At 71.5% G+C, this 22,757-nt stretch carries 23 protein-coding genes and 1 tRNA gene; 16 read left to right on the top strand and 8 right to left on the bottom strand.

Annotated elements, in window-relative coordinates:
* The first annotated feature begins 12 nt into the window (after positions 1–12).
* From JIAGA_RS0125320 to JIAGA_RS0125300, 5 genes are all read left to right on the top strand, one after another.
* Positions 13–2,094, top strand: a complete 2,082-nt coding sequence (locus JIAGA_RS0125320) for a choice-of-anchor I family protein (RefSeq protein ID WP_026877817.1) — start codon at positions 13–15, stop codon at positions 2,092–2,094.
* A gap of 154 nt (positions 2,095–2,248) precedes the next feature.
* Positions 2,249–3,157: a PSP1 domain-containing protein gene (locus JIAGA_RS32345; RefSeq protein ID WP_084470101.1), complete on the top strand. Its 909-nt coding sequence runs from the start codon at positions 2,249–2,251 to the stop codon at positions 3,155–3,157.
* On the top strand, positions 3,154–4,734 hold the full coding sequence (locus JIAGA_RS0125310; protein WP_026877816.1) for an alpha/beta hydrolase: 1,581 nt from the start codon (positions 3,154–3,156) through the stop codon (positions 4,732–4,734). Before JIAGA_RS32345 ends, JIAGA_RS0125310 begins: the two co-directional genes overlap by 4 nt.
* Positions 4,735–4,764: 30 nt before the next feature.
* Positions 4,765–5,982 (top strand): L,D-transpeptidase, encoded by a 1,218-nt coding sequence (locus JIAGA_RS32340; protein ID WP_084470099.1) that lies wholly within the window; start codon positions 4,765–4,767, stop codon positions 5,980–5,982.
* 157 nt (positions 5,983–6,139) lie between these two features.
* Positions 6,140–6,215 (top strand) — tRNA-Thr (locus tag JIAGA_RS0125300).
* An 84-nt stretch (positions 6,216–6,299) separates the two neighbouring features.
* Here JIAGA_RS0125300 and JIAGA_RS32335 read toward each other — a convergent pair.
* Complete coding sequence (locus tag JIAGA_RS32335) at positions 6,300–6,638, bottom strand: hypothetical protein (protein ID WP_157553516.1); 339 nt, start codon at positions 6,636–6,638, stop codon at positions 6,300–6,302.
* 143 nt (positions 6,639–6,781) lie between these two features.
* On the opposite strand from JIAGA_RS32335, the gene JIAGA_RS0125290 reads away from it, so the two are divergent.
* From JIAGA_RS0125290 to JIAGA_RS32325, 6 genes are read left to right on the top strand one after another with little or no spacing between them, the layout of a single operon-like run.
* Entirely contained in the window at positions 6,782–7,678 is an 897-nt protein-coding gene (locus tag JIAGA_RS0125290) for an SMP-30/gluconolactonase/LRE family protein (RefSeq protein WP_026877815.1), read from the top strand.
* Positions 7,679–7,736: 58 nt separating this feature from the next.
* A complete protein-coding gene (locus JIAGA_RS33505) occupies positions 7,737–8,825 on the top strand; it encodes an FUSC family protein (RefSeq protein WP_051426494.1) in 1,089 nt (362 codons plus the stop codon).
* Positions 8,826–8,861: 36 nt separating this feature from the next.
* A complete protein-coding gene (locus JIAGA_RS0125280) occupies positions 8,862–9,776 on the top strand; it encodes an SDR family oxidoreductase (protein ID WP_026877814.1) in 915 nt (304 codons plus the stop codon).
* 40 nt (positions 9,777–9,816) lie between these two features.
* A complete protein-coding gene (locus tag JIAGA_RS0125275) occupies positions 9,817–10,848 on the top strand; it encodes a Gfo/Idh/MocA family protein (protein WP_035812963.1) in 1,032 nt (343 codons plus the stop codon).
* A 59-nt stretch (positions 10,849–10,907) separates the two neighbouring features.
* Complete coding sequence (locus JIAGA_RS0125270; protein ID WP_026877812.1) at positions 10,908–11,963, top strand: alpha/beta fold hydrolase; 1,056 nt, start codon at positions 10,908–10,910, stop codon at positions 11,961–11,963.
* Entirely contained in the window at positions 11,960–12,898 is a 939-nt protein-coding gene (locus tag JIAGA_RS32325) for an alpha/beta hydrolase (RefSeq protein ID WP_051426493.1), read from the top strand. Before JIAGA_RS0125270 ends, JIAGA_RS32325 begins: the two co-directional genes overlap by 4 nt.
* Here the strand turns inward: JIAGA_RS32325 and JIAGA_RS0125260 are convergent.
* Complete coding sequence (locus tag JIAGA_RS0125260; RefSeq protein WP_026877811.1) at positions 12,852–13,613, bottom strand: 3-hydroxybutyrate dehydrogenase; 762 nt, start codon at positions 13,611–13,613, stop codon at positions 12,852–12,854. The two genes, JIAGA_RS32325 and JIAGA_RS0125260, sit on opposite strands and share 47 nt — an antisense overlap.
* 149 nt (positions 13,614–13,762) lie before the next feature.
* Here JIAGA_RS0125260 and JIAGA_RS32320 point away from each other — a divergent pair, with 149 nt between their 5' ends.
* Complete coding sequence (locus JIAGA_RS32320) at positions 13,763–14,287, top strand: DnaJ family domain-containing protein (protein WP_084470097.1); 525 nt, start codon at positions 13,763–13,765, stop codon at positions 14,285–14,287.
* On the opposite strand, the gene JIAGA_RS0125250 is transcribed toward JIAGA_RS32320, so the two are convergent.
* The 3 genes from JIAGA_RS0125250 to JIAGA_RS0125240 are packed head-to-tail and all read right to left on the bottom strand — an operon-like array spanning position 14,265 to position 16,443.
* On the bottom strand, positions 14,265–15,062 hold the full coding sequence (locus tag JIAGA_RS0125250; protein ID WP_026877810.1) for an alpha/beta fold hydrolase: 798 nt from the start codon (positions 15,060–15,062) through the stop codon (positions 14,265–14,267). The two genes, JIAGA_RS32320 and JIAGA_RS0125250, sit on opposite strands and share 23 nt — an antisense overlap.
* Before the next feature lie 39 nt (positions 15,063–15,101).
* On the bottom strand, positions 15,102–15,842 hold the full coding sequence (locus tag JIAGA_RS0125245) for an SRPBCC family protein (protein ID WP_026877809.1): 741 nt from the start codon (positions 15,840–15,842) through the stop codon (positions 15,102–15,104).
* A gap of 1 nt (position 15,843) precedes the next feature.
* Positions 15,844–16,443, bottom strand: coding sequence for an ArsR/SmtB family transcription factor (locus JIAGA_RS0125240; protein WP_026877808.1), 600 nt, complete (start codon positions 16,441–16,443; stop codon positions 15,844–15,846).
* 196 nt (positions 16,444–16,639) lie between these two features.
* Between JIAGA_RS0125240 and dinB the strand changes: the two genes are divergently transcribed.
* The 4 genes from dinB (at position 16,640) to JIAGA_RS32315 (ending at position 20,870) form a co-directional block, all read left to right on the top strand.
* Positions 16,640–17,830, top strand: coding sequence for a DNA polymerase IV (gene dinB, locus JIAGA_RS0125235; protein ID WP_245597239.1), 1,191 nt, complete (start codon positions 16,640–16,642; stop codon positions 17,828–17,830).
* Between the two features lie 191 nt (positions 17,831–18,021).
* Entirely contained in the window at positions 18,022–19,023 is a 1,002-nt protein-coding gene (locus tag JIAGA_RS0125230; RefSeq protein WP_026877806.1) for an aldo/keto reductase, read from the top strand.
* 120 nt (positions 19,024–19,143) lie between these two features.
* Positions 19,144–20,181, top strand: coding sequence for a glucose 1-dehydrogenase (locus JIAGA_RS0125225; protein WP_026877805.1), 1,038 nt, complete (start codon positions 19,144–19,146; stop codon positions 20,179–20,181).
* Positions 20,182–20,249: 68 nt separating this feature from the next.
* On the top strand, positions 20,250–20,870 hold the full coding sequence (locus JIAGA_RS32315) for a hypothetical protein (RefSeq protein ID WP_051426492.1): 621 nt from the start codon (positions 20,250–20,252) through the stop codon (positions 20,868–20,870).
* Positions 20,871–20,927: 57 nt separating this feature from the next.
* Here the strand turns inward: JIAGA_RS32315 and JIAGA_RS32310 are convergent, their stop codons facing one another.
* From JIAGA_RS32310 to JIAGA_RS34120, 3 genes are read right to left on the bottom strand one after another with little or no spacing between them, the layout of a single operon-like run.
* Positions 20,928–21,512 carry a TetR/AcrR family transcriptional regulator gene (locus JIAGA_RS32310; protein ID WP_035812961.1) on the bottom strand — a complete coding sequence of 195 codons (585 nt, stop codon included), beginning with the start codon at positions 21,510–21,512 and terminating at the stop codon, positions 20,928–20,930.
* 10 nt (positions 21,513–21,522) lie between these two features.
* Positions 21,523–22,302 (bottom strand): hypothetical protein, encoded by a 780-nt coding sequence (locus JIAGA_RS0125210; RefSeq protein ID WP_051426491.1) that lies wholly within the window; start codon positions 22,300–22,302, stop codon positions 21,523–21,525.
* A 33-nt stretch (positions 22,303–22,335) separates the two neighbouring features.
* Positions 22,336–22,713, bottom strand: a complete 378-nt coding sequence (locus JIAGA_RS34120) for a DUF1801 domain-containing protein (protein ID WP_084470095.1) — start codon at positions 22,711–22,713, stop codon at positions 22,336–22,338.
* Between the last annotated feature and the right edge of the window lie 44 nt (positions 22,714–22,757).

Raw genomic sequence — 22,757 nt, 5'->3', positions numbered from 1 at the left:
TGGGGGGCTCCAGTGAGCAGATCGCGTCCATCGACCGTCCGTGCCGCCGTCGCGGTGTCGGGGCTCGCACTCGTCGGGGCGTTGGCGCTGCCGGCGTCGGCGGGCATCGTCGACGAACCGGTGGTGCATTCCGCGCCGGATGCCGCCGTCGCGCTCACGCCGTTCGGCACCTACGAGACCGGCATCGTGGACGAAGGCGCGGCCGAGATCGTCACCTACGACGCCGGCTCGCAGCGGCTGTTCGTCGTCAATGCCGCGCAGGCGATCGTCGAGGTCCTGGACGTGTCCGACCCCGCCGCGCCGGTGAAGCTGTTCGACCTGTCCACCGCGGGGACGACGAGCGCGGACGGCTCGACGGTCCCGGCCGACGGTGTCGCGAACTCCGTCGACGTCCGCGCCGACGGCCTGGGCGCCGTCGCCGTCGAGGCCCCGGCCAAGACCGACGCCGGCTGGGTGGTGTTCTTCGACGCTCGCAGCGACGACGGCGCCGCGCTCGGGGCGGTGCGGGTCGGCTCCCAGCCGGACATGCTGACCTTCACGCCCGACGGCGCGCACCTGCTGGTCGCGAACGAGGGCGAGCCGGCCGAGGACTACTCCGTCGACCCAGAGGGCTCGATCGCGGTGATCGCCGTCGGCGACGAGGTCGCGGCACCGGCCCAGGAGGCCGTCGCGACGGCCGGTTTCCACGAGTTCGAGGTGGGCGGCTCGATGACCCTGCCGGAGGGTGTGCGCATCTACGGTGGTCGCGAGGACGCCGGCACGGGCACCCCGGAGTTCCCGGTCTCGGAGAACCTCGAGCCGGAGTACATCGCCGTGGACGGGGGCCTTGCCTACGCGGTGCTGCAGGAGGCGAACGCCGTCGCCGTCGTCGACATCGCCACCGCGACCGTCACCGAGATCTGGCCGCTCGGCGTCAAGGACCACGCCGCCGAGGGCAACGGGCTCGACCCGTCCGACCGAGACGGCGGCATCGCCATCGGGCCGTGGCCGGTGCTCGGCATGTACCAGCCCGACGGCATGGACGCGTACTCCGTCGACGGCCAGGGCTACCTGGTGACCGCGAACGAAGGTGACAGCCGCGACTGGGACGGCTTCAGCGAGGTCGCCCGGGTGAAGGACCTCGGTGACGACGACCTGCCGCCGGTCTGCGAGGATCTCGCCGAGCTGACCGCGGACGAGGCCCTGGGCCGGCTGAACATCACCACCGCCGACGGTCTGTCCGAGGATGCAGGTTGCTACGAGGCGCTGTACGCCTACGGCGCCCGGTCGTTCTCGATCTGGAGCACCGCCGGTGAACTCGTCTTCGACTCCGGCCAGGAGTTCGAGGAGATCACCGCGGCCGCGCTGCCGGAGTTCTTCAACTCCAACCACAGCGAATCCAACTTCGAGGGCCGCAGCGACGACAAGGGACCGGAGCCGGAAGGCGTCGTGGTCGGCCAGGTGGGCGAGCGCACCTACGCCTTCATCGGCTTCGAGCGGGTCGGCGGCGTCGCCGTCTACGACATCACCTCGCCCGCGGACGCCGCGTTCGTCACCTACGTCAACAACCGTGACTTCTCCGTGTCCGTCGAGGACGGCGGCGACGTCGCGCAGGCCGGCGATCTCGGCCCGGAGGGCCTGGCGTTCATCCCGGCCGACGCGTCACCGGTCCCGGGTACGGCTCTGCTGGCGGTGGGCAGCGAGGTCTCCGGAACGACGACGCTGTACCGGATCGACGAGCTCGACGACGACGGCAACGGCGACGAGTCGGGCGACGAGGGCGGCAACGGCGACGAGTCCGGTGGCGACGACGACGGCGACGGCGACGAGTCCGGTGGCGACGAGGGCGGCAACGGCGGTTCCGACGATGGCACGGACGACGGCGGGGTGAGCGGCACGGACGACGGGGATGCCGGCAACCCCGATGACGGCACGGACGGCGGCGCCGATGACGGCACGGACGGCGGCGCCGATGACGGCACGGACGGCGGCGCGAGCGGCGGCGGCGAGCTGCCCGACACCGGTACGTCGTCGACCCTGCTGCTGATGGCCGCCGTCACGCTGCTGCTCGCTGGTGCGCTGGGCATGGCCGCGGCGGCACGCCGGACCGCTTGACCCTCCCCATGATCATCGGCGATCCACCCCGTCAGAGCGGGGTCGATCGCCGATGATCACTGGGTGACGCCGCCGGCCCGGCCCACTGATCCGTCACACACGCCGGACGGATGCGGTGCAGGATCGTCGCACCGCTTAGGGTGGGTGCGTGGGCATGGTGATGGCAGTGGCCTTCACCCGGTACGGGAGGCTTTACTACCTCGATCCGGGTGAGCACAGTCCACGCGTCGGCGACAAGGTGCTGGTCCCCACCGACGACGGTCCCGAGGTCGCCGAGTGCGTGTGGGCGCCGCAATGGGTCAGTGAAGAGATCGGCGGGCTGCCGGTCTGCGAAGGCCTGGCCACCGAGCGGCACCTGGAGCGTGAGGAGCGCAACCGCCGCCGCCGCGCGGAGATCCGGGTGGCCGCCCGCCGGCTGATCAAGCACCACGGGCTGCCCATGAAGATCGTCGGCGTCGACTACGTGGACACCCGGCCGGACGTCGACCAACTGGTCACCGTTTACTTCAGTGCGCCGCACCGGGTCGACTTCCGCGAGTTGGTGCGCGACCTCGCCCGTACGCTGCGTGCCCGCATCGACCTGCGGCAACTGGGCGCTCGCGACGAAGCCCGCGTCCAGGGTGGCATCGGCCCGTGCGGCCGCGACACCTGCTGTTCCACGTTCCTCACCGACTTCGAGCCGGTCAGCGTCCGCATGGCCAAGGACCAGGACCTGCCGCTCAACCCCCTGAAGATCTCCGGTGCGTGCGGCCGGCTCATGTGCTGTCTGAAGTACGAGCACCCGCTGTACCAGGACTTCAAGCGCAGCGTGCCCACGGTCGGCTGCGACGTCACCACGGACGACGGCGTCGAGGGCACCGTCGTCGCCTACAACGTCCCGGCCGAGACGGTGTACATCCGCGACCGCGAGACCGGCCGGCGGGTGGCCTGCCCGAAGGCCAGCGTGTGCGGTTCCCGACAGGCCTACGAGGGCGCGGTCGCCGAGGGCATGCGGCGCACACCCGACGTCGAGGGCACCGACATCCGTGAAGCCGACGACCTCGACTCGGGAGAGAACTCGTGAGAGTGCGCAGCGTGGCCGGGCTCCTGGCGGTCGCCGTGGTGGCCGCCGCCGGCTGTCAGGCCGATCCGGAGGGAGGTAGCGGACAACAGGGCGTGGACCAGCCGAACGAGTCCACGCCCGCGCCCGACGCCACCGAAGGCATCGAGCCGGAGCTCGCCGAGTTCTACACCCAGACACTGGACTGGGAATCCTGCGGCGAGAGCTTCCAATGCGCCACCGCGACCGTCCCGGTCGACTATGCCGACCCTGGCGGCGAGACCATCGAGCTGGCGTTGCTGCGCTCGCCGGCCACCGGTGAGGAGCGGCTCGGCTCGCTGCTGGTGAACCCGGGCGGGCCGGGCGCGTCGGGCGTCGAGTACGCGCAACTGGCCGGATCGGTCGTCACCGAGCAGGTCCGCGAGCGCTACGACATCGTCGGCTTCGACCCGCGCGGCGTCGGCCAGTCCGCGCCCATCGACTGTCTCGACGACGCCCAGCTCGACGAATACCTCGCCGGCGATCCGTCGCCCGATGACGACGCCGAGATCTCCGCCCTGCAGGACGCCGCCGAGGACCTCGCCGCCGGCTGCGCCACGCGCTCCGGCGACCTGCTGCCGCACCTCGGCACCACCAACGTGGCGCGCGATCTCGACGTGCTGCGGGCGGCACTGGGCGACGAACGGCTCAACTACCTCGGCAAGTCCTACGGCACCTACATCGGTGCCCTCTACGCCGACGAGTTCCCGGACCGGGTGGGCCGCCTGGTGCTCGACGGCGCCATCGACCCCACGCTCACCGGCGACGAACTCGCCCTGGGCCAGGCACACGGCTTCGAGCGAGCGCTGTCGGCGTTCCTGGCATGGTGCTTCCAGCAGGACAGCTGCGCGGTCGGCTCGTCGGAAGCCGAAGCGCAGGACGCGATCGAGGGCCTGCTGGCCCAGACCGACCAGGAGCCGCTGCCCACGGACGACGAGAACCGGCCGCTCACGGAGTCGCTGGCTTTCTACGGCCTCATCCTGCCGCTGTATCTCACCGCCGACGAGGGTTATCCGCCGCTGAACGAGGCGCTCGACCTGGCGCTCACCGAGAACGACGGTTCACTTCTGTTGACCTTCGCCGACGTGTACCTCGAACGCAACACCGACGGCGAGTACACAGGCAACCAGAACGAGGTCATCAGCGTGGTCAACTGCCTCGACCACCCCGAGGTGGCCACGGTGGACGAGGTCCGGGCCGGGTTGCCGGTCTTCGAGGAGGCTTCGCCCATCTTCGGGCCGTTCCTGGCCTGGGGCGGTCTGACCTGTGGGCCCTTGCTCGACGACACCGGCCAGGACCCCGCCGGCGAGCCGACCCCGTCGGCGCCCACCACCGCCGACGGGGCCGACCCGATCGTCGTCGTCGGCACCACCGGCGACCCCGCGACGCCGTACGAGTGGGCGCAGGAGCTGGCCGGTCAGCTGAGCTCCGGGGTGCTCGTCACGTACGAGGCGGCGGTGCACACCGCGTACCTCGCCGGCAGCGACTGCGTCGACGAGGCCGTCGACGCGTACCTGATCGCTGGAACCGTGCCCGAGGGCGGCCTGACCTGCGCGGCGTGAATTGCCGGCCAGCATGCGGATAATGGAGTGATGCGTTCGCGTCGCCCGCTTCGTCGCATCGCGCTCGTGTTGAGCGCGATGGCGCTGGTCGCGTCCTGCGGCGGCTCCGACGACGGTGCGGCCACCGCGGAGGGGCCGAAGGCGCAGCGCGTCCCGCTGCACCTGGAGGGCGTCGCCGACGAGGTCGAGTTCGGATCGCCGGTGCAGCTCTCGGTGCCCGGCGGGCAGATCGATTCCGTCGAGGTGGCGCCCGAGGGTGGTGAGCCGGTGGCCGGCGACGTCGTCGACGACGGCAGCAGCTGGCAGAGCTCCGGCGACCTGCAGCCCGGCGGTGCGTACTCCGTCACCGTCGTGGCGTCGGACCGGCTGGGCCAGGAGCACACCTTCACCGACGCCTTCGCCGTCGGCGCCGTGCCGGACGCGAACAGGCTGACGCTGAGCATGCAACCGGCGGACGGCAGCGTCGTCGGGGTCGGTGCACCCGTCACGATCCGATTCGACCAGGAGGTCACCGAACGCGAGAACGTGGAGCAGGCCCTGCAGGTGTCGTCGAACCCGCAGGTCGAGGGGAGCTGGCACTGGGTCAGCGCCACCGAGGTGCATTTCCGGCCGCGCGAATACTGGCCCAGCGGTACGCAGGTGCGCGTCGACCTCGCCCTCAACGGTGTCCAGGCCGGCGACGACCTCTGGGGCGGCCGCTCGTACGACCTCGACTTCGCCGTCGGCAAAGCCCAGGTGGCCACCGTCGACGCCGCCACCCACACCATGACTGTCACCGTCGACGGCCAGCCGGCCGGCACCTGGGCCACCAGCCTCGGCGCGCCGGAGTTCGCCACCCGTAACGGGACCTACATCGTGCTGGAGAAGTTCGAGACGCGGCAGATGACGTCGTGCAACGCGAACATCACCTGCGACCCGAACAACCCGGAGTACTACGACCTCGAGGTCCCCAATTCGGTCCGGCTCACCTGGAGCGGCACGTTCGTGCACTCCGCGTCGTGGTCGGAGGGCTCGCAGGGTTCCGAGAACGTCTCGCACGGGTGCATCAACCTCAGCGACGCCAACGGCGCGGCGTACTTCCGGCTGGCGCAGTACGGCGACGTCCTGACCGTCACCAACTCCACCCGTGGACCGGAGGACCTCGTCGAGCGCGGCGACCCCGGCATGGCCGACTGGAACCTCACCTGGGACCAGTACGTCGCCGGCTCCGCCCTCGGCGAGCCCGTCACCACCGCGGCGCTGGGCTGACCGGCCGGAAATGATCACGTCCACCATGGGCACTCCCGCTTCACCATGAATGCATGCCTGGTGGAGCGGGCGCAGCCCCGGTACGGCGCCGCCCGATTCGGCTCCGGAGGCCCCGACACCCTATACTCGTGCATCGTGTCCGGGCTTCCCGGCGCACGCCGCCTTAGCTCAGTCGGTAGAGCGATTCACTCGTAATGAATAGGTCGTCGGTTCGATTCCGACAGGCGGCTCCACCACGCACGTGGCTGCTCAGCGGATGCAGCCAGCCCTTCCTCACCCGAAGCGTGACCCGGGCGAGGGTTGGCGCATTCGAGCACTCAGATGTGCTGCAGCGGCGCCACGATCTCCACCAGCTCGCCGGTGCCGGCCACAAGCACCGGTTGCGACGTGACGAGGTCGCCCGGGGTGATCGAGCCGGTGCCGTTCAGGTCGACGTGGACCCGAAGGCCGAAATCGCGGCCCGGAGAGGCGTCCGGCACGTCCAGGTCGAACTCGATGATCCGGTTGGGTGCCAACGGGACGTTCTCGAGTACCGTCCGCGCCACCACCGCCGTCGGCGCGTCGGCCAGGACGACGTCGCGTAGCTCGACCGTCATCCTGGCTGCCGCGACGGGCGTGGTGGCCGGCAGCACCGCCTCACCCTGCATCGTCCTCATCGAGCCCTCCCCAGTGACTCGTCCGGCGGATGTCGACAGCACCGTAGACCAGGTGGGGCCCGTTCCTCAGCGGTATGAGCGTATTCGTCACCGGTGGTGCCCGCTCGCCGGGTCGGCCGGGATCGCTCTGGCATCCTGACCGGATGACGAGCCTCATCGCGGACGGCGCTGCCCTGGAGAAGCTCTACACCGGCACCGAGTGGGCGGAGGGACCGGTCTGGCTGCCCCGGACCCGCCGGGTGCGCTGGAGCGACATCCCGAACGACCGGATCCTGGAGTGGGACCTGGCCAGCGGCGAGACCATCGTGTACGCCGCGGGCGTCGAGTACACGAACGGTCGCACGCTCGACCTGGACGGGCACGTCGTGCAGTGTTCGCACGGCCGTCGCCGGGTCGAACGTGACGTCGACGGCGTGGTCACCGCCGTCGTCGACGACAACGCCGGCCGCCGTTTCAACTCGCCGAACGACGTCGTCGTGGCGTCCGACGGGTCCATCTGGTTCACCGATCCGCCCTACGGCATCCTCGAGGGCGGCCGAGAGGGGCACCCTGGTGAGCAGGAGTACGGCGGCTGCCACGTCTTCCGGTACGACGAGCGCACCGGCGAGCTCAGCGCCGTCGTGACTGACATGGTGCGTCCCAACGGGCTGGCGTTCTCGCCGGACGAGTCGGTGCTCTACGTCACCGACACCGGCGCCGATCCCGGGATCACCGGCGACGACCCGCCGCGCTCGATCCGCGCTTACGACGTCCGCCACGGCCGGTGTGAGAACGGACGGCTGTTCGTCACCGTCCGTCCAGGGGCCGCCGACGGCATCCGCGTCGACGTCGAGGGCCGAGTGTGGGCGTCCAGCGGCGACTCCGTCCAGGTCTTCACGCCGGGCGGTGAGCGGGTCGCGGTCGTGCCGGTGCCGGAGGAGGTCGCCAACCTGTGCTTCGGGGGCGACGACGGCGCCGAGCTGTTCATCACCGCGACGACGAGCCTCTACCGCATCCGCACCACGACCCGGCAGGCGGAGCGTCCAGCCGCTGGACGGTGATGTTCCGGCTTCGCCGATCGGGTACAGGTCGCGCAGCGGAAGTGCGGCGGGAGACCTCATGGCTGATCTGCGGGACCTCGCGTCCCGGACGCTGACCGGGCAGCGCACGCAGCTCGCTGCCCGGGCCGCGGTCGCGGCTGCGATCGCGTGGCAGCTCGGGCTGCTGGTGCCCGGACCGGCCGACAGCTATCCGTACTATGCGCCGCTCGGTGCCGTGCTCGCGTGCAACCAGACACTGGCCGGCTCGGTCCGGGAGTCGGCGCAGATGCTCTTCGCGATCGTGCTGGGCGCCGGCACGGCGCTGCTGGCGACCATGCTGGTGGAACCGAGCGGGCTGAGCATCGCCGCGCTGGTGATCGTCTGCGTCGCGCTGGGCGGCCTGCCCGCGCTGGGCTCTTCTCGGTCGTGGGTGCCGGTGGCCGGGTTGTTCGTGCTCATCATCGGATCCGGCGACGCGGACAGCTACGTCATGGGCTATACCGCGCAGATGGCGCTCGGCGTGGTGGTCGGGCTCGCCGTCAATGCGGTGGCGCCGTCCTTGCTGGTGGGTTGGTCCAGCCGGACGCTGGACGACGTGAGCCGCTCACTGGCCGGCCAGCTTCGGCTGGTGAGCGAGGCGCTGCGGGAGGAGGGAACGGCTGACGAAGGGGATGAGGGCGCCGAGGGCGGGCGCCGGGTCGAGCTGGCCCGGCTGGCACTGCAGGTGCGGGAAGACATGGAGTGGGTGCGAGAGTCGCTGGTCGGCAACTTCCGCGCTCGCGCACACCGGTCGTCGGTGCTGCAGGAACGGTCTCGGGCCGGACGCCTGAACGAGCTGGTGCTCATGACCCAGGCGCTGGTCAGTCTGTTGCAGGCGGTCGGCGACGAGGAGGTCGGTGGCGGGCTGGACAGCACCGGCCGGGACCTCGTGGCGCAGGTTCTCGACGCGTTGGCGGATGCGATCGACGACAGCGCGGGCGCCGTTCCAACGCGGGCGGCCACGAATCGGCTTCGCGCCGCGGTGAAAGCCATGGAGGACCGGGCGCGCGACCTGCGTGACCGTGGCGACAACGACATGGAGGCAGCCGCGGTGACGGCGCTGCTGCGACACACCGAGCGCGTGGTCACAGCGCCGACGCGGGAGGCGGAAAGCGTGCCCGGTGACTGACAGGACGTGTCAGGTATCCCGGTCGAGGATGTCGGTATGAACATGACACTCGAAGGAAAGGTCGCCCTGGTCGCCGGCGCCACCCGAGGCGCCGGCCGAGGAATCGCGGTGCAGCTCGGCGCGGCCGGCGCGACCGTGTACGTCACGGGCCGCAGCACCCGTGAGCAACGCTCGGAGATGGACCGCCCGGAGACGATCGAGGAGACCGCCGAGCTCGTCACGGCGGCCGGTGGGCAGGGGATCGCGGTCCGGGTCGACCACCTGGAGCGCGACCAGGTCAAGGCGCTGGTGGAGCGCATCGACCGCGAGCAGGGCCGGCTCGACCTGCTGGTGAACGACATCTGGGGCGGCGATCAGCTGTTCAGCTGGACCGACACGCTCTGGGAGCACTCGCTGGACACCGGGCTGCGCATCCTGCGGCTGGCCGTGGACACCCACATCATCACCAGCCACTACGCGCTACCGCTGCTGATCCGCGAGCCCGGCGGCCTCGTCATCGAGATGACCGACGGCACCGCCGAGTACAACGCGTCGAAGTACCGCGTGTCCTTCTTCTACGACCTGGCCAAGGCGTCGGTGTTGCGGATGGCGTTCGCTCAGGCGCAGGAGCTGGCTCCGCACGGCGCGACCGCGGTGGCGCTGACGCCCGGCTGGCTGCGCTCGGAGATGATGCTCGACCACTACGGCGTGACCGAGGAGACCTGGCGCGACGCGCTGAGCACCGTGCCGCACTTCGCGATCTCCGAGACGCCGGCGTTCGTGGGGCGTGCGGTCGCCGCTCTGGCGGCGGACCCGGACGTGGCACGGTGGAACGGCCTGTCGCTGTCCAGCGGGCAGCTCGCGCAGGTCTATGGTTTCACCGATGTGGACGGCAGCCGCCCGGACGCGTGGCGGTACGTCGTCGAGGTCGAGGATGCCGGCAAACCGGCCGACACCACCGGCTACCGCTGAGGCCGGGGCCGCGCAGTCCTCGCTGAGCACCGGAGGGCCGATGCCGATCGAACCGCACGACCGCGTCCGCTGGGGAATTCTCGGCACCGGCGGCATCGCCGCTGCGTTCGCCCGGGACCTGCAGCTCGTCGACGACGCCGAGGTGGTGGCCGTCGGATCGCGGCGACGGGAGTCGGCCGGTGAGTTCGCCGCCCGGTTCGACCTCCCGCGGTCGTACGGCTCGTACGAGGAGCTGGTCGCCGACCCGGACGTGGACGTCGTCTACGTGGCCACTCCGCAGACCGTGCACGCGGCCAACATCCGGCTCGCCCTGGAGGCCGGCCGGCCGGTGCTGTGCGAGAAGCCGTTCACCGTCACCGCCGCCGAGGCCCGTGACGTGGTGGCGTTGGCGCGGGAACGCGGGCTGTTCCTCATGGAGGCGATGTGGACGCGGTTCCTGCCGCACATGCGCCGCATCGACCAGCTGCTCCGGTCGGAGGTGCTCGGCGAGATCACCACGGTGGTGGCCGACCACGGTCAGCTCATCCCGCCCGGCGAGCACCGGCTGCACCGGCCGGAGCTCGCCGGCGGCGCGCTGCTCGATCTCGGCGTCTACCCGGTGTCGTTCGCGTCGCACCTGCTCGGCCGTCCGGCCACCGTCACGGCTGCCGGGACGCTGTTGTCCAGCGGCCTGGACGCACAGACGTCCATGGTGCTCACCTACGAGGGCGGCGCGCACGCCGTGCTCACGACGACGCTCGGCGCGCGCACCCCGAACCGGGCCGCCATCACCGGCACGCAGGCCCGCATCGAGATCGACGACGTCTGGTACACGCCGACCTCGTTCTCTCTGGTGCGGCCCGCGTCGGCGACCCCGGAGCGGTTCGAGCAGCCGCGGGTGGGCGGCGGGCTGCGCCACCAGGCGATCGAGGTGGGCCGGCTGTTGCGCGCGGGCGCTACCGAGAGCCCGCTGATGCCGCTGGACGAAACCGTGTGGATCATGGAGACGCTGGACGAGGTGCGTCGGCAGATCGGGCTGCGATTCCCGGGCGAGCCGGCCGTCGAGCCCGCGGCCCAGCCGATGGCCTCCTAGCGGCCGGACAGCGGCGCGGACGGCCCGTCATAGGGCAGTATCGCGGTGAGGAGGGCGCCATGAACTCGACTCTGACCCCGGGCGTCGTCGCCGTACGGGTGGACACGCCGCGGCTGGCCGTCAACACGCTCCAGCTCGACGGACGCACCGCCGGCGATCCGGTCGTGTTCGTCCACGGCAACGTCTCGTCAAGCGTGTTCTGGCAGCCCGCCATGGTGCTGCTGCCGGGACAGTTCCGGCCGGTCGCCGTCGACCTGCGCGGCTTCGGCGGCACCGACGCACTACCGGTCGACGCATCGCATGGGGTGCGTGACTATGCCGACGACGTCGCCGGCGTCCTGGACGCACTCGACCTCGCCGACGTCCACCTGGTCGGCTGGAGCCTGGGCGGCGCCGTGGTGCTGCAGATGCTGCTGGACGCGCCGGACCGCTACGCCTCGGTGACGCTGGTGAACCCGGTGTCGCCGTACGGGTTCGGCGGCACCCGAGGCGCGGACGGACAGCTGTGCGACCCGTCGGCGGCAGGGTCCGGCGGTGGCGCGGCCAACCCCGACTTCGTGGCCAGGCTCGCGTCGGGCGACCGCGGTGCCGAAGCGGCCACGTCGCCGCGTCAGGTCCTGCTGTCGTCCTACGTCAAGCCGCCGTTCGTCCCCGCCGACCTCGACGTCTACGTCGAGTCGATGCTGTCCACCGTCGTCGGCGACGACAACTACCCGGGCGACCACGTGGCAGTGGCGGCCTGGCCGGGAGTAGGACCGGGCCGGCGGGGCGTGCTCAACACGATGGCGCCGACCAACCTCCGGCTGGACGGGCTGGCCGGCATCGACCCCAAGCCGCCGATCCGCTGGATCCGCGGCTCTGACGACGTCATCGTCTCCGACACGTCGCTGTTCGACCTGGCCAACCTGGGCTCGATCGGAGCGGTGCCGGACTGGCCCGGTGACGACGTCGCGCCGCCGCAGCCGATGCTGGCGCAGACCCGGGCCGTGTTGGAGCGCTACAGCGCCGCGGGCGGCACCACCAGCGAGGTCGTCATCGACGACACCGGGCACACCCCGCACGTGGAGAAGCCCGCGGAGTTCGTGGCCGCGCTGGTGGACGGGTTCGCGCGGTGACACTGCGCGTCCCGGTCGACGGTGGCGAGCTTGCGGTCCACGAACTGACGGCCGCCGCTGACGGTGCGCCGGTGGTGGTCGCGCTGCACGGCATCACCGCGAACGCGCTGGCCTTCACGGCGGTCGCCGCGGAACTGGACGGCCGGGTCCGGATGCTGGCGCCGGACCTGCGGGGCCGGGCCGAGAGCCGTGCGATCACCGGGCCGTGGGGCCTGGCCGCGCACGCCGCTGACGTGCTCGCCGTCCTGGATGCCGCGGGTGCGGAATCGGCGGTGCTGCTGGGCCACTCGATGGGCGCCTACGTGGCCGCGCTGACGGCGCTGCGGTACCCGTCACGGGTGGATTCGGTGGTGCTCGTGGACGGCGGGGTCGGCTTCCCGGCGCCGCAGGGCGGGGACATCGACACGGCGCTGGAGAACGTGATCGGCCCGGCCATGCGGAGGCTGACCATGACGTTCGCCGGCGACGCCGAGTACCTCGACTTCTGGCGGGCGCACCCGGCCATCGGGCCAGGTTTCGACGCGCCGTGGCGCGGCCGGCTGGAGCGCTACCTGCTGCACGACCTGGTCGGGCCGGACGGCTCCCGGCACTCGTCGTGCGTGCTCGACGCCGTGCGGGCCGACGGCGCTGACGTGCTGGCCGACCCCGAGGTGCTGCGCGCCGTCCGGGACGGCACCCGCCCGACCACCCTGCTGTGGGCCGAGCGCGGAATGCTGGACGAACCGCAAGGGCTGTTCGACGCGGAGCGGCTGGCCGCCGCCGGCCTGCCGCAACGGGTCCGGGTGGTCCCGCTCGGTGGGGTGAACCACTACACCGTCCTGTTCGATCCCTCGGCCGTGCGGGCCGGGGCATCGGCCGTGCGGGCCGGGGCATCGGCCGTCGGCGGGCTCAGCGAGCCGACCAGCCCCCGTCCAACACGAGGTCCGTCCCGGTGATCGACTGGGCGGCAGGGCCGCAGAGGTACGCGACCGCCTCGGCGACTTCCTCCGGCTCGATCAGCCGCTTGACGGCCTCGTTGGCCAGCAGGACGTCGTTGACCACTTGGTCCTGCGGCAGCCCGTGCACCCGCGCCTGGTCGGCGATCTGCGCCTCGACCAGCGGGGTGCGCACATAGCCGGGGTTGACGCAGTTGGAGGTGACGCCGTGCGCGGCCCCCTCCAGCGCGGTCACCTTGGACAGACCCTCCAGCCCGTGCTTGGCCGCGACGTAGGCGGCCTTGTACGGGCTGGCGCGCAGGCCGTGCGCGCTGGAGACATTGACCACGCGCCCCCACCCGCGCTGGTACATGCCCGGCAGAACCGCCCGGATCAGCAGGAACGGCGCCTCCAGCATGAGCCGCAGCATGAACGCGAAGCGCTCGGGCGGGAACTCCTCGAGCCGGGCGACGTGCTGGATGCCGGCGTTGTTGACCAGGATGTCAGCGTCGGGGACGGTGGTGCCGCCGCCGGCAAGGGCCGCGGTGTCGGCGAGGTCCACCGTCCACGCCTCGCCGCCGCACTCCGTCGCGACGGCTTCGGCGCGGTCGCCGTCGACGTCAGCGACGACGACGTGCGCACCTGCGGCACCCAGCCGCCGGGCGACCGCGGCCCCGATGCCGCTGCCCCCGCCGGTGACCAGAGCCCGTCGCCCGCTCAGTTCGAGGTCCGCCATCCCCACACTCTAGGACGCCCGCCCTCGAAATGATCACGTCCACCATGGGTCCGTTCGCCGCCACAGGAATGCTTGCCTGGTGAAGCGGTAAGACGCCTGGTGGCGAAGGTGGCTGCGACGGTGCCGAGGCGCCCTGGGATACTGGAGCCATGACGGAGCGCAAGCCGCCCGGTCTGAGCTTCGAGTCGTGGATCGACAAGCAGATCCGCGACGCACAGGAGCGCGGCGAGTTCGATGACCTGCCGCTGACCGGTAAGCCGCTGCCGAGCCGCAGGCCCGGCGACGAGCTCTGGTGGGTCCGGGAGAAGCTGGCTCGCGAGGGCGAGTCCACCGATGCCCTGCTTCCCACGCCGCTCAGGCTCCGCAAGGAGATCCACCGGCTGCCCGAGACGTTGCGCGACGTGCGCTCCGAGCAGGCCGTACGCGAGATCGTCCGAGAACTGAACACGCGCATCGTGGAATGGTTGCGGGCGCCGTCCGGTCCGCAGATCACCGTTCGGACGGTCGACGCGGACGCCGTCGTCGAGCAGTGGCGGACCGACACCGCCGAGGCTGACGGAGCCAGGCCCGCCGACGCCCCCGCGCCCCGGCCCGCGATCGATCAGCGGGCGGAGCGCGACCAGCGCGAGCGGAACTGGTGGCGCCGGCTGGTCACCCGCCGAGGAACTCGGTGATCACCGGCGCCTGGACGCCCGCCTTCACCATGTGCGTCTGTCCGGGCAGCGTGCGGTGCTCGGCATTCGGTAGGACGTCGGCCAGCTGGCGTTGGCTGTTGCGCATGTAGGCCGGGCTCTTGCCGCCGTCCATGACCAGCGTGGGCATGGTGACCGACGCCCAGCGGTCGGTCGGCAACGGCTTGCCCGTGCCGGTGTCGCCCAGGACCCGGAAGTCGTTCGGGATGGTGTGCGCGACCGCCTTCAGCTTCCTCCACACCGGGGTCAGTTTCATGATCGCGACTACGAAACCGGGTGTGCCGACCGTCTTCATGAACAGTTGCAGGGTGTCGCCGCGACGGTCGGCCGCGACTAGCTGGTCGGTGCGTTCCAGCAGGTCGGGCGGCCATGGCGCGTGGGTGTCGTCGGTGATGGCGGGCAGCTCGTACAGGGCCAAGCGGGTGACACCGCTGTCCGGACGCTTGGCGGTCTCCAGCGCCAACGCCGCGCCGGACGAGCAGCCGTACACGACGACCTCGCTCCCGGCCGCGGCGATCAGCGCCTCGAGGTCTTCCACCTCGCGCTCGACGGCGTACGGCGCGGTGTCGCCGCTCTCACCCCGGCCGCGCCGGTCGTAGTAGTAGACGGTGAAGCTGCCGGCCAGCGCCTCGGCGAGCTGTTTCATCGGGCCGAAATCGCGATAGCACAGCGCGCCGTCGACCAGGACCAGCGGCGGGCCGGAACCGACCCGCGAGTAGGCGATCGTGGTGCCGTCGGCAGAGGTCACGGTAGGCATGAGGGTTCTCCGGTCTCGTGAGTGGTCGTCGGGTCGGGGTCAGCTGAAGACGCGAGTCAGCCAGGTCCGCCAGGCCGTGTCGGAATGGCGGGCGGCGTCGGCGAAGACGTGATGGGAGGCGATCATGGGACCGCGGAAGCCCTTGAGGAACCGGAACAGCGCGTCGTCCGTGCGGATGCCGAGCGTGTGGGCGTTGACGTAGTAGACCGTTCCGGTGAGCTCCGCGCCGTCCATCCGCAACCGGGCACCGTCACCGGCGGTGACACCGGATTCGGGCAGGCCCAGTTCGGCATGCAGCGCGGACCATGCGGCCTCCCAGTCGGCCACCGGAGGCCCGAAGGCGGTGACCGGCGTGGCGATCCGGCCGGCGAAGTGGGAGAGGTACTCAGCCAGGGTGCGGAAGAACATCGCGTTGCCCTTGGTCATGGCGTCGAACTCGTCCTCCCAGTCGTCGCCGGGGAGGAAGCCGCTGGTGACGATGCACAGCGACGTGCTGCCCTGGTCGCGTCCCTCGATCAGGAACTCGTAGGCGACGAATCGGCCGTCCGGCGCGCTGCCGGAGGTGTAGGCCAGCCGCCGTTGCGGCTCCCACGAGGTGACGGAGTACTCGGGGGTGTAGCCGCCGAAGGCCGTCCGGACGGTGCCGCCCTCGCCACCGTCGACGTCATTGCGGCCCATGAACCACGAGTCGATGCCGGGGCCGGTGGCGATCGCGGCCCAGATCTCCTCGGGCGTGGCGTCGAGCGTGACCTCGTCGCCGGACTCGAATCGGTGACCCATGTCAGGACTCCTTCGGCTCGGCGGCGCCGACGCTGGGATGGACGGCGACGACGACGCGGTGCGTGCGCCCGCCCGGGGCGGACTCGTCGTGGTACTTGGACACCAGCTGCGTGACCGCGCCGGCGAGCTCCTCGGCGAAGGCGGCGCGGTCGGCCGCGGAGGCGAAGCGCACCTCGCCGTCGACGGCGAACGTGGCCACCCGCTTGCGGGCTTTCGTGGACGCGGTGATCAGCAGGCCGACGTCCCGGACCAGCCGGGAGGCCAGGGCCAGTAGCCACCGCGCCGACAGCTTGTCCGGGGAGCGAGCCGGGTCGGGCTGGATGGCGGCCAACGCCACCGGCGAGATGACGTACGACGCTGCCGTGGCCCGCAGCACCCGTTCGGTGACGTTGCCCTTCCGGCGCTCCTCGACCAGCTCGACCAGGCCGTGCCGCTCGAGAGTGCGCAGATGGTAGTTGACCTTCTGCCGGGGCAGGCCGACGCGGGCGGCGAGCATGGTGGCCGAGCCGGGCTCGTTGAGCGCGGCCAGGAGCCGGGTGCGCATGGGGTCCAGCGACGCCTCGGCGGCGGCTGGGTCTTCGATCACTGCGACGTCCTGCATGCCGAGAACCATCTCACCGACAAAAGTTTTTGTCAAGGCCACTGGAGTTGTCGGATGAGGGCCACCACCAGGCGTCCTCCCGCGTCGGCAGGCAAGTATGGCTGGGGGAGCGTGAGCACCCATGCCGGACGTGATCATTTCGCATGAGGCGGGTTGCGGTCTTGGCTTTTGATAGTGATTATGCGAACATGTGTTCGTGGCGAGTGGGGCGACCATTCTGCATGCCGATCTCGACGCCTTCTACGCGTCGGTCGAGCAGCGGGACGATCCTGACCTGCGCGGTCGGCCGGTCATCGTCGGCATGGGCGTCGTGCTCGCCGCCAGCTACGAGGCGAAGGCGCGCGGCGTGCGCACGGCCATGGGCGGGCGGCAGGCCCGGCGGCTGTGTCCGGAGGCCGTCGTGGTGTCGCCGCGCATGTCCGCATACGCCGACGCCAGCGCCGCGGTGTTCGACGTGTTCAGGCGCACCACCCCGGTGGTCGAGGGACTCTCCATCGACGAAGCGTTCCTCGACGTCGGCGGCTTGTTGCGCATCTGCGGTCCGCCGCCGCAGATCGCCGCCCAGCTGCGGCACGACGTCATGGAGCAGGTCGGGTTGCCCATCACCGTCGGGGTGGCACGCACCAAGTTCCTGGCCAAGGTCGCGAGTGCGGTCGCCAAGCCCGACGGTCTCCTGGTCGTCGAGCCCGAGCGCGAGCTCGACTTCCTGCATCCGCTGCCCATCGAGCGGCTGTGGGGTGTGGGTGAGAAGACGGCGGTCAAGCTGCGACAGCGCGGCATCCTCACCGTCGGCGACGTCGCCCGGCTGGCGGAGAAGTCGCTGGTCGCCATTCTGGGCGGCGCGGCCGGCCGGCACCTGCACGCGCTCGCCACCGGCCGCGATCCGCGCCACGTCGAGGTGGGGCGGCGGCGTCGGTCCATCGGGTCGCAGCACGCGCTCGGGCACCGGCCCAGGTCCGCGGCGGAACTCGATGCTGTGGTGGTGGGGCTCATCGACCGGGTCGCGCGGCGGCTGCGGGCGGGCAGCCGCGTGTGCCGAACCGTCGTGTTGCGGCTGCGGTTCGACGACTACACGCGCGCCACCCGGTCGCACACGCTCACCGAGGCCACCGCTCACACCGGGCAACTGCTCACGGTCGCGCGGGCTCTTCTGGCGGGTGCGCGGCCGGCCATCGACCGGCGCGGGCTCACGCTGGTCGGGGTGGCACTCTCGAACCTCGACGACGATGCCGCCGTCCAGTTGCCGCTTCCGTTCGACCGCCACCCGCACGGTGCCCTCGACGCCACCCTCGACGACGTGCGCGACCGGTTCGGTTCCAAGTCCGTCACCCGGGCGGTGCTGCTCGGGCGCGACCAGGGCATCACCGTCCCGATGCTGCCCGACTGAGGGGTCTCGACGACGAGGTCGCCCCGGCGTGGCCGATGGTGCCGGCGACGCGTTCGGCGTGTCCGCCCGATTGAGCTTCGGCAGCGCACAATCCGATCGATCCTCGCGGTTGGACAGTGTCGCCGGCCGCGCCGGATGCTGGGTCGGGGCACTCGACCGTGAACACCCGAGCCGGCAGGAAGACGACACACATGCTGAAGACCGCACCACTGGGCCGCACTGACATGTCCATCACCCGCGTCGGGTTCGGAGCCTGGGCCATCGGCGGTGGCGACTGGGCATTCGCCTGGGGCGAGCAGGACGACGCCGAATCCGTCGCGGCCATCCGGTACGCCGTCGAGGCCGGCATCAACTGGATCGACACCGCCGCGGTGTACGGGCTCGGCCATTCCGAGGAGGTGGTCGCGCGGGCGCTGAAGGACCTCCCGGCGGCCGACCGGCCCTATGTGTTCACCAAGGGCGGCCTGGTCTGGGACGAGGCGGACCGGCAGCGGCCGTCGCGCCGGGTGGGCGCGGCAGCCAGCTTGCGCCGCGATGTCGAGAGCTCGTTGCGCCGCCTCGAGGTCGAGCGCATCGACCTGTTCCAGATGCACTGGCCGGCCGAGGACGGCACCCCGGTCGAGGAGTACTGGCAGACGTTCCAGGACCTCCTCGACGAGGGCAAGGTCCGTGCCGTCGGCTTGTCCAACCACGGCGTGCAGCAGCTGGAAACCGCGGAGTCGATCGGCCACGTCGACTCGCTGCAGCCGCCGTTCAACCTGATCCGGCGAGACGCCGCCGGCGACGTCATCCCGTGGGCAGCAGAGCACGACACCGGCGTCATCGTCTACAGCCCGATGGCGTCCGGACTGCTCACCGGCGCGTTCAGTGAACAGCGCGCCGCCGCCCTCGGCAGCGACGACTGGCGTAGCCGCAGCGCGGACTTCACCGGCGACGGACTGCGTCGTAACCTCGCGCTGGTGGACGCGCTGCGCCCGGTCGCCGAGCGCAAGGACGTCTCCGTCGCTGCCCTCGCCGTCGCTTGGACGCTCTCGTTCTCCGGGGTCAGCGGCGCCATCGTCGGAGCGCGCCGCCCCGGCCAGATCGACGCCTGGCTGCCGGCCGCGGACCTGGAGCTCGACAGCACCGACCTCGACGACATCGCGGCGGCGCTCAGCGTCCACGGTGTGGGAAGCGGCCCGCCGCGGCCCTGAGGCACGGCGGCGTGGGCGGCACGCAGCTTCGCCAACCCCGTCGAACCCACGATGAGGCCGCGCGGTCCGTGGTCGCCGGCATTCGGTCATCGATACCGGCAGGACGGGTACGTTACCGGCATGTATGCCCTGACCGTCCTTCCGAACACCGCGGACTCGGTCCAGGTCACCGAGCTGCCCGATCCGATCCCTGGAGCCGGTGACCTGCTGGTCGACGGCCTGGCGGTCGGCATCTGCGGCACCGATGCCGAGATCATCGCCGGCACGTTCGGCACCGCGCCGCCCGGGCACGACCGGCTGGTCATCGGGCACGAGTCGCTCGGCCGGGTGCGGCAGGCGCCCGACGGCAGCGGGTTCGCCCCGGGCGACCTCGTGGCCGGTGTGGTCCGCAGGCCCGACCCGGTTCCGTGCGGCGCCTGCGCGCACGGAGAGTTCGACATGTGCCGCAACGGCCGCTACACCGAACACGGCATCAAGGGCCTGCACGGTTTCGCGAGCGAGGCGTGGTGCGTCGAAGCGGACTACGCGATCCGCCTCGACCCGCGCCTGGAGCCGGTGGGCATGCTCCTCGAGCCGGCCAGCGTGGTGGCCAAGGCGTGGGAGCAGATCGACCGGATCGGGGCGCGGTCCTGGTTCGAGCCGAGTTCCGTGCTGGTCACCGGTGCCGGTCCGATCGGCCTGTTGGCCGCCCTGCTCGGCGTGCAGCGCGGACTCGACGTCCACGTGCTCGACCTTATGGATCACGGGCCGAAACCCGACGCCGTCGCCGCCCTCGGAGCGACGTATCACCACGACGGCGTGGCCGCCGCGGCAGCCGGTGCGCCACCGGACATCGTCATCGAGGCGACGGGCGCGCCGGCGCTCGTGTACGAGGCCATCGACCACACCGCGAAGTGCGGCATCGTCTGTCTCACCGGCGTGTACGGGCCATCGCGCCCGGCCGCGGCCGCCTACCGCGAGATGGTGATGGAGAACGACGTCCTGTTCGGCTCCGTCAACGCGAACCTGCGGCACTGGTCGGCGGCGGCCGACGCATTGGCCGCGGCCGACCCGGACTGGCTCGGCCGCCTCGTGACCCGCCGGGTGCCGCTGGCCGAAGCACCGGGAGCCCTGGACCCGGGTGACGACGACATCAAGGTCGTGGTCACACTCGAGTAACCGGCCCCGTTGGTCCGAGTTGTCCGAAACCTGCGGCGAAGCGCACGCACACCCGCGATGATGGTGCCGTGCCCGACGCAACCGATCTTCACGACCCGGCGCTGTGGCTCGGCGGAGCCTACGAACTGGCCATCGAACTGGGCGATCGTGACGATGATCGGCTCGGTGCCGGGCTCGACGCGGTCTGGCGGGCAGCCGGGGTCGAGGACTGCGTCGGCATCAGCGACGACGCCGCGAATGCCGTGGTCGAGTCCGCGTGCACGCTCGACGCGCTCCTGCGGCACGGGCGGCTGGCCGGCCGCACGGTGTTGCCGCGGGGCCGGCCCGTGGCGTGCGGAGTCCGTGCGCTGAGGGGGATGCGCGCGGCGGGTGGCGGCCGCCGCGCTGCCGTCGACTGGCTGGTCTTCTTCCTCCCCGTCGGGGCACTGGACCAGGCCGAGCCACGCAGTGCGGCGTTCCCGTTCCGCGGCGGTGATTCGTTGCTGTGGCGGCGGCCGCTGGACCGCTGGCTCGCCGGCATCGGTGCCAGGGTGTACGCGGAGCTGCCCTACCGGCTGGGCCTGATCGGCCCCGAGGTCGCCGGGCTCACGACGGCCCGGGCTCTGGACGGGGAGCCGCCGGCAGAGCGGTGGGCGGGCTACCTGATTCCGCGCGACGGCGAGCTGGCCTACCACCAGGCCGATCTCTGACGATCCCCCATGATGATCGGCGATCCACCCCGCCATGACGTGGCGGATCGCCGATGATCATGGGTCGAGGTCGGCTAGCCGGTCGAATGCCACGGCGACGGCGCCCGGCAGCCGCCGTGGGTCGTCGTCGACCACGGTGCGAGCGGCGAAGTAGCAGGCCATCCCCAGTTCCGCGGCGAGTGTCGCGGTCGCCCGGTCCGCGCCGCGGCGGGTCAGGATCTGGGTGATGGCGTCGGCGTAGCGGCGCTGTTTGGTCAGGCTGCGGGCGCGGAGCTCGGGGTGCTGTTCGACCAGCCGCTCGTGCGCGGTGTAGCGCTCGGGGTGGGCGGTGACGGACTCGACGAACGGCACCACCAGGGCGCGCACCTGCACCAGTGCCTCGGCCAGCGTGCCGGGCGGGTCTGCCGGCGCCGCCGCGGCCGCCGCCACAAGGGCGTCGACGTCGCCGTCGTCGCCGAACACGACCTCCTGTTTGTCGCCGAAGTAGCGGAAGAACGTGCTGCGGCCCACCTCGGCCCGCTCCGCGATGTCGGTGACGGTGACGTGGTCGAAGCCGCGCTCGGCGAACAGGGCGTGGGCCGCGTCGATGATGGACTCCCTGGTGCGCTGCTGTTTGCGCTCGCGCAGGGTTTCCTTGGCCACGGAACAGAGCTTAGGCGCTGGCCGTGTTCACGGGGTGCGGGGCGATGGCGTGCCGCATCCAGACGTTCGGTTCGACGTAGACGACGTGGTCGTGCTCGACGCTGCAGTGGACGGGCACCAGGGCGTTGGGGACGACGACATCGCCGGAGCGGTCGAACGGCAGTCCGGTCCATCGCCGCCAGTCCGCGAGTGTGCCGGGGATGACCATGGACCGCGGGGCCACCTTGACGATCTCGGCGCCGGCGCGGGCGTGGACCCGCAGCCACGGGTCGGCCGGCAGGCCGTCCGGCCGGGTCCGGTACGCGTACTCGCTCATCGGGGTGTGCGGCTCCTGGTGCTTCGCGCTGGGCCGGACCGGCGCGACCAGTTCGGTGAAGCCGAGCCGGCGGACGTTCTCGTGCATCGCGGCCAGCATCACGGCGGCGAGGCCCTGGCCGCGCCGGTCCGGCCGGATGGAGATTTCCAGTGCCGAGACGTGCGTGGGTGCGGTGCCGCGGTCTCGGTCCTGTGCGGCCCACCGGATGACGCCGTCCCACCCGTCGTCGGGGAGTTCGGTGCGCGGTCCGGTGCCGAACGCGAACGGCACCGTGTAGGCCAGCGCCACCGGCACGTCCGGCGGTTCGTAGGCGACCAGCACGTGCTCGGGGTGGTTGCGTTCGGCGTCCGGGTAGTACAGGTTGGCCGTCGGGTCCTGCTGCATGAACGGCGGCCACAGGTGTTCCAGCTTGTCCGCCACGGCGGAGAGCTCGGGCCGGCGGTCGAGCGGTTCGACGATCAGGTTCTCGGACACGCACGGATTGTGTCAGGTGCGCCCGCCCGGCACTCAATCCTTTTCGTCGAGCATCTCGGTCTGCCGGCTGACGGCCTGCGTGATCAGGGCGGCGACGGCGTCGGGCTCGGCCGTGGCGCGGGCGTACGGGACGGTGCGGATGTACTGGCCGGAGCCCTCCAGCAGTCCGGCCGGGTCGTCCAGCAGCACGCCCTTGTGGAAGGTCAGGTTGACCGCCCGCTTCGTCGCCGCCACCGCGCACAGCCAGTGGTGCCAGTTGTCGTCGGCGGTGAAGGTGAGCCGGCCCCACTTGACCGCCTCGTCCAGCCCGGGACGGCTGGCACGTACCTGGTCGGCCAGGGCCGTCGCCTCCTGCCGCCGATCCTCAGGCAGCTTGTCGAGCCATGCATCGATGCTGGTCACTTCGGTCATCTCGCCTCCTGAAGCGGACCTGAAGAAAACCGTAAGCGGACGCC

It is taken from the genome of Jiangella gansuensis DSM 44835 (genome assembly GCF_000515395.1).
Classification (GTDB): domain Bacteria; phylum Actinomycetota; class Actinomycetes; order Jiangellales; family Jiangellaceae; genus Jiangella; species Jiangella gansuensis.
Note: the sequence above shows the minus strand (reverse complement) of the source record. Positions and strands in the feature narration are given on the sequence as shown.

Coding starts and splice junctions, on each gene's coding strand:
- JIAGA_RS32345 (WP_084470101.1), top strand. CDS start 2,249: ATGGTGATGGCAGTGGCCTTCACCCGGTACGGGAGGCTTTACTACCTC.
- JIAGA_RS32340 (WP_084470099.1), top strand. CDS start 4,765: ATGCGTTCGCGTCGCCCGCTTCGTCGCATCGCGCTCGTGTTGAGCGCG.
- JIAGA_RS32335 (WP_157553516.1), bottom strand. CDS start 6,638: ATGAGGACGATGCAGGGTGAGGCGGTGCTGCCGGCCACCACGCCCGTC.
- JIAGA_RS0125290 (WP_026877815.1), top strand. CDS start 6,782: ATGACGAGCCTCATCGCGGACGGCGCTGCCCTGGAGAAGCTCTACACC.
- JIAGA_RS33505 (WP_051426494.1), top strand. CDS start 7,737: ATGGCTGATCTGCGGGACCTCGCGTCCCGGACGCTGACCGGGCAGCGC.
- JIAGA_RS0125280 (WP_026877814.1), top strand. CDS start 8,862: ATGAACATGACACTCGAAGGAAAGGTCGCCCTGGTCGCCGGCGCCACC.
- JIAGA_RS0125275 (WP_035812963.1), top strand. CDS start 9,817: ATGCCGATCGAACCGCACGACCGCGTCCGCTGGGGAATTCTCGGCACC.
- JIAGA_RS0125270 (WP_026877812.1), top strand. CDS start 10,908: ATGAACTCGACTCTGACCCCGGGCGTCGTCGCCGTACGGGTGGACACG.
- JIAGA_RS0125260 (WP_026877811.1), bottom strand. CDS start 13,613: ATGGCGGACCTCGAACTGAGCGGGCGACGGGCTCTGGTCACCGGCGGG.
- JIAGA_RS32320 (WP_084470097.1), top strand. CDS start 13,763: ATGACGGAGCGCAAGCCGCCCGGTCTGAGCTTCGAGTCGTGGATCGAC.
- JIAGA_RS0125250 (WP_026877810.1), bottom strand. CDS start 15,062: ATGCCTACCGTGACCTCTGCCGACGGCACCACGATCGCCTACTCGCGG.
- JIAGA_RS0125245 (WP_026877809.1), bottom strand. CDS start 15,842: ATGGGTCACCGATTCGAGTCCGGCGACGAGGTCACGCTCGACGCCACG.
- JIAGA_RS0125240 (WP_026877808.1), bottom strand. CDS start 16,443: ATGCAGGACGTCGCAGTGATCGAAGACCCAGCCGCCGCCGAGGCGTCG.
- JIAGA_RS0125230 (WP_026877806.1), top strand. CDS start 18,022: ATGCTGAAGACCGCACCACTGGGCCGCACTGACATGTCCATCACCCGC.
- JIAGA_RS0125225 (WP_026877805.1), top strand. CDS start 19,144: ATGTATGCCCTGACCGTCCTTCCGAACACCGCGGACTCGGTCCAGGTC.
- JIAGA_RS34120 (WP_084470095.1), bottom strand. CDS start 22,713: ATGACCGAAGTGACCAGCATCGATGCATGGCTCGACAAGCTGCCTGAG.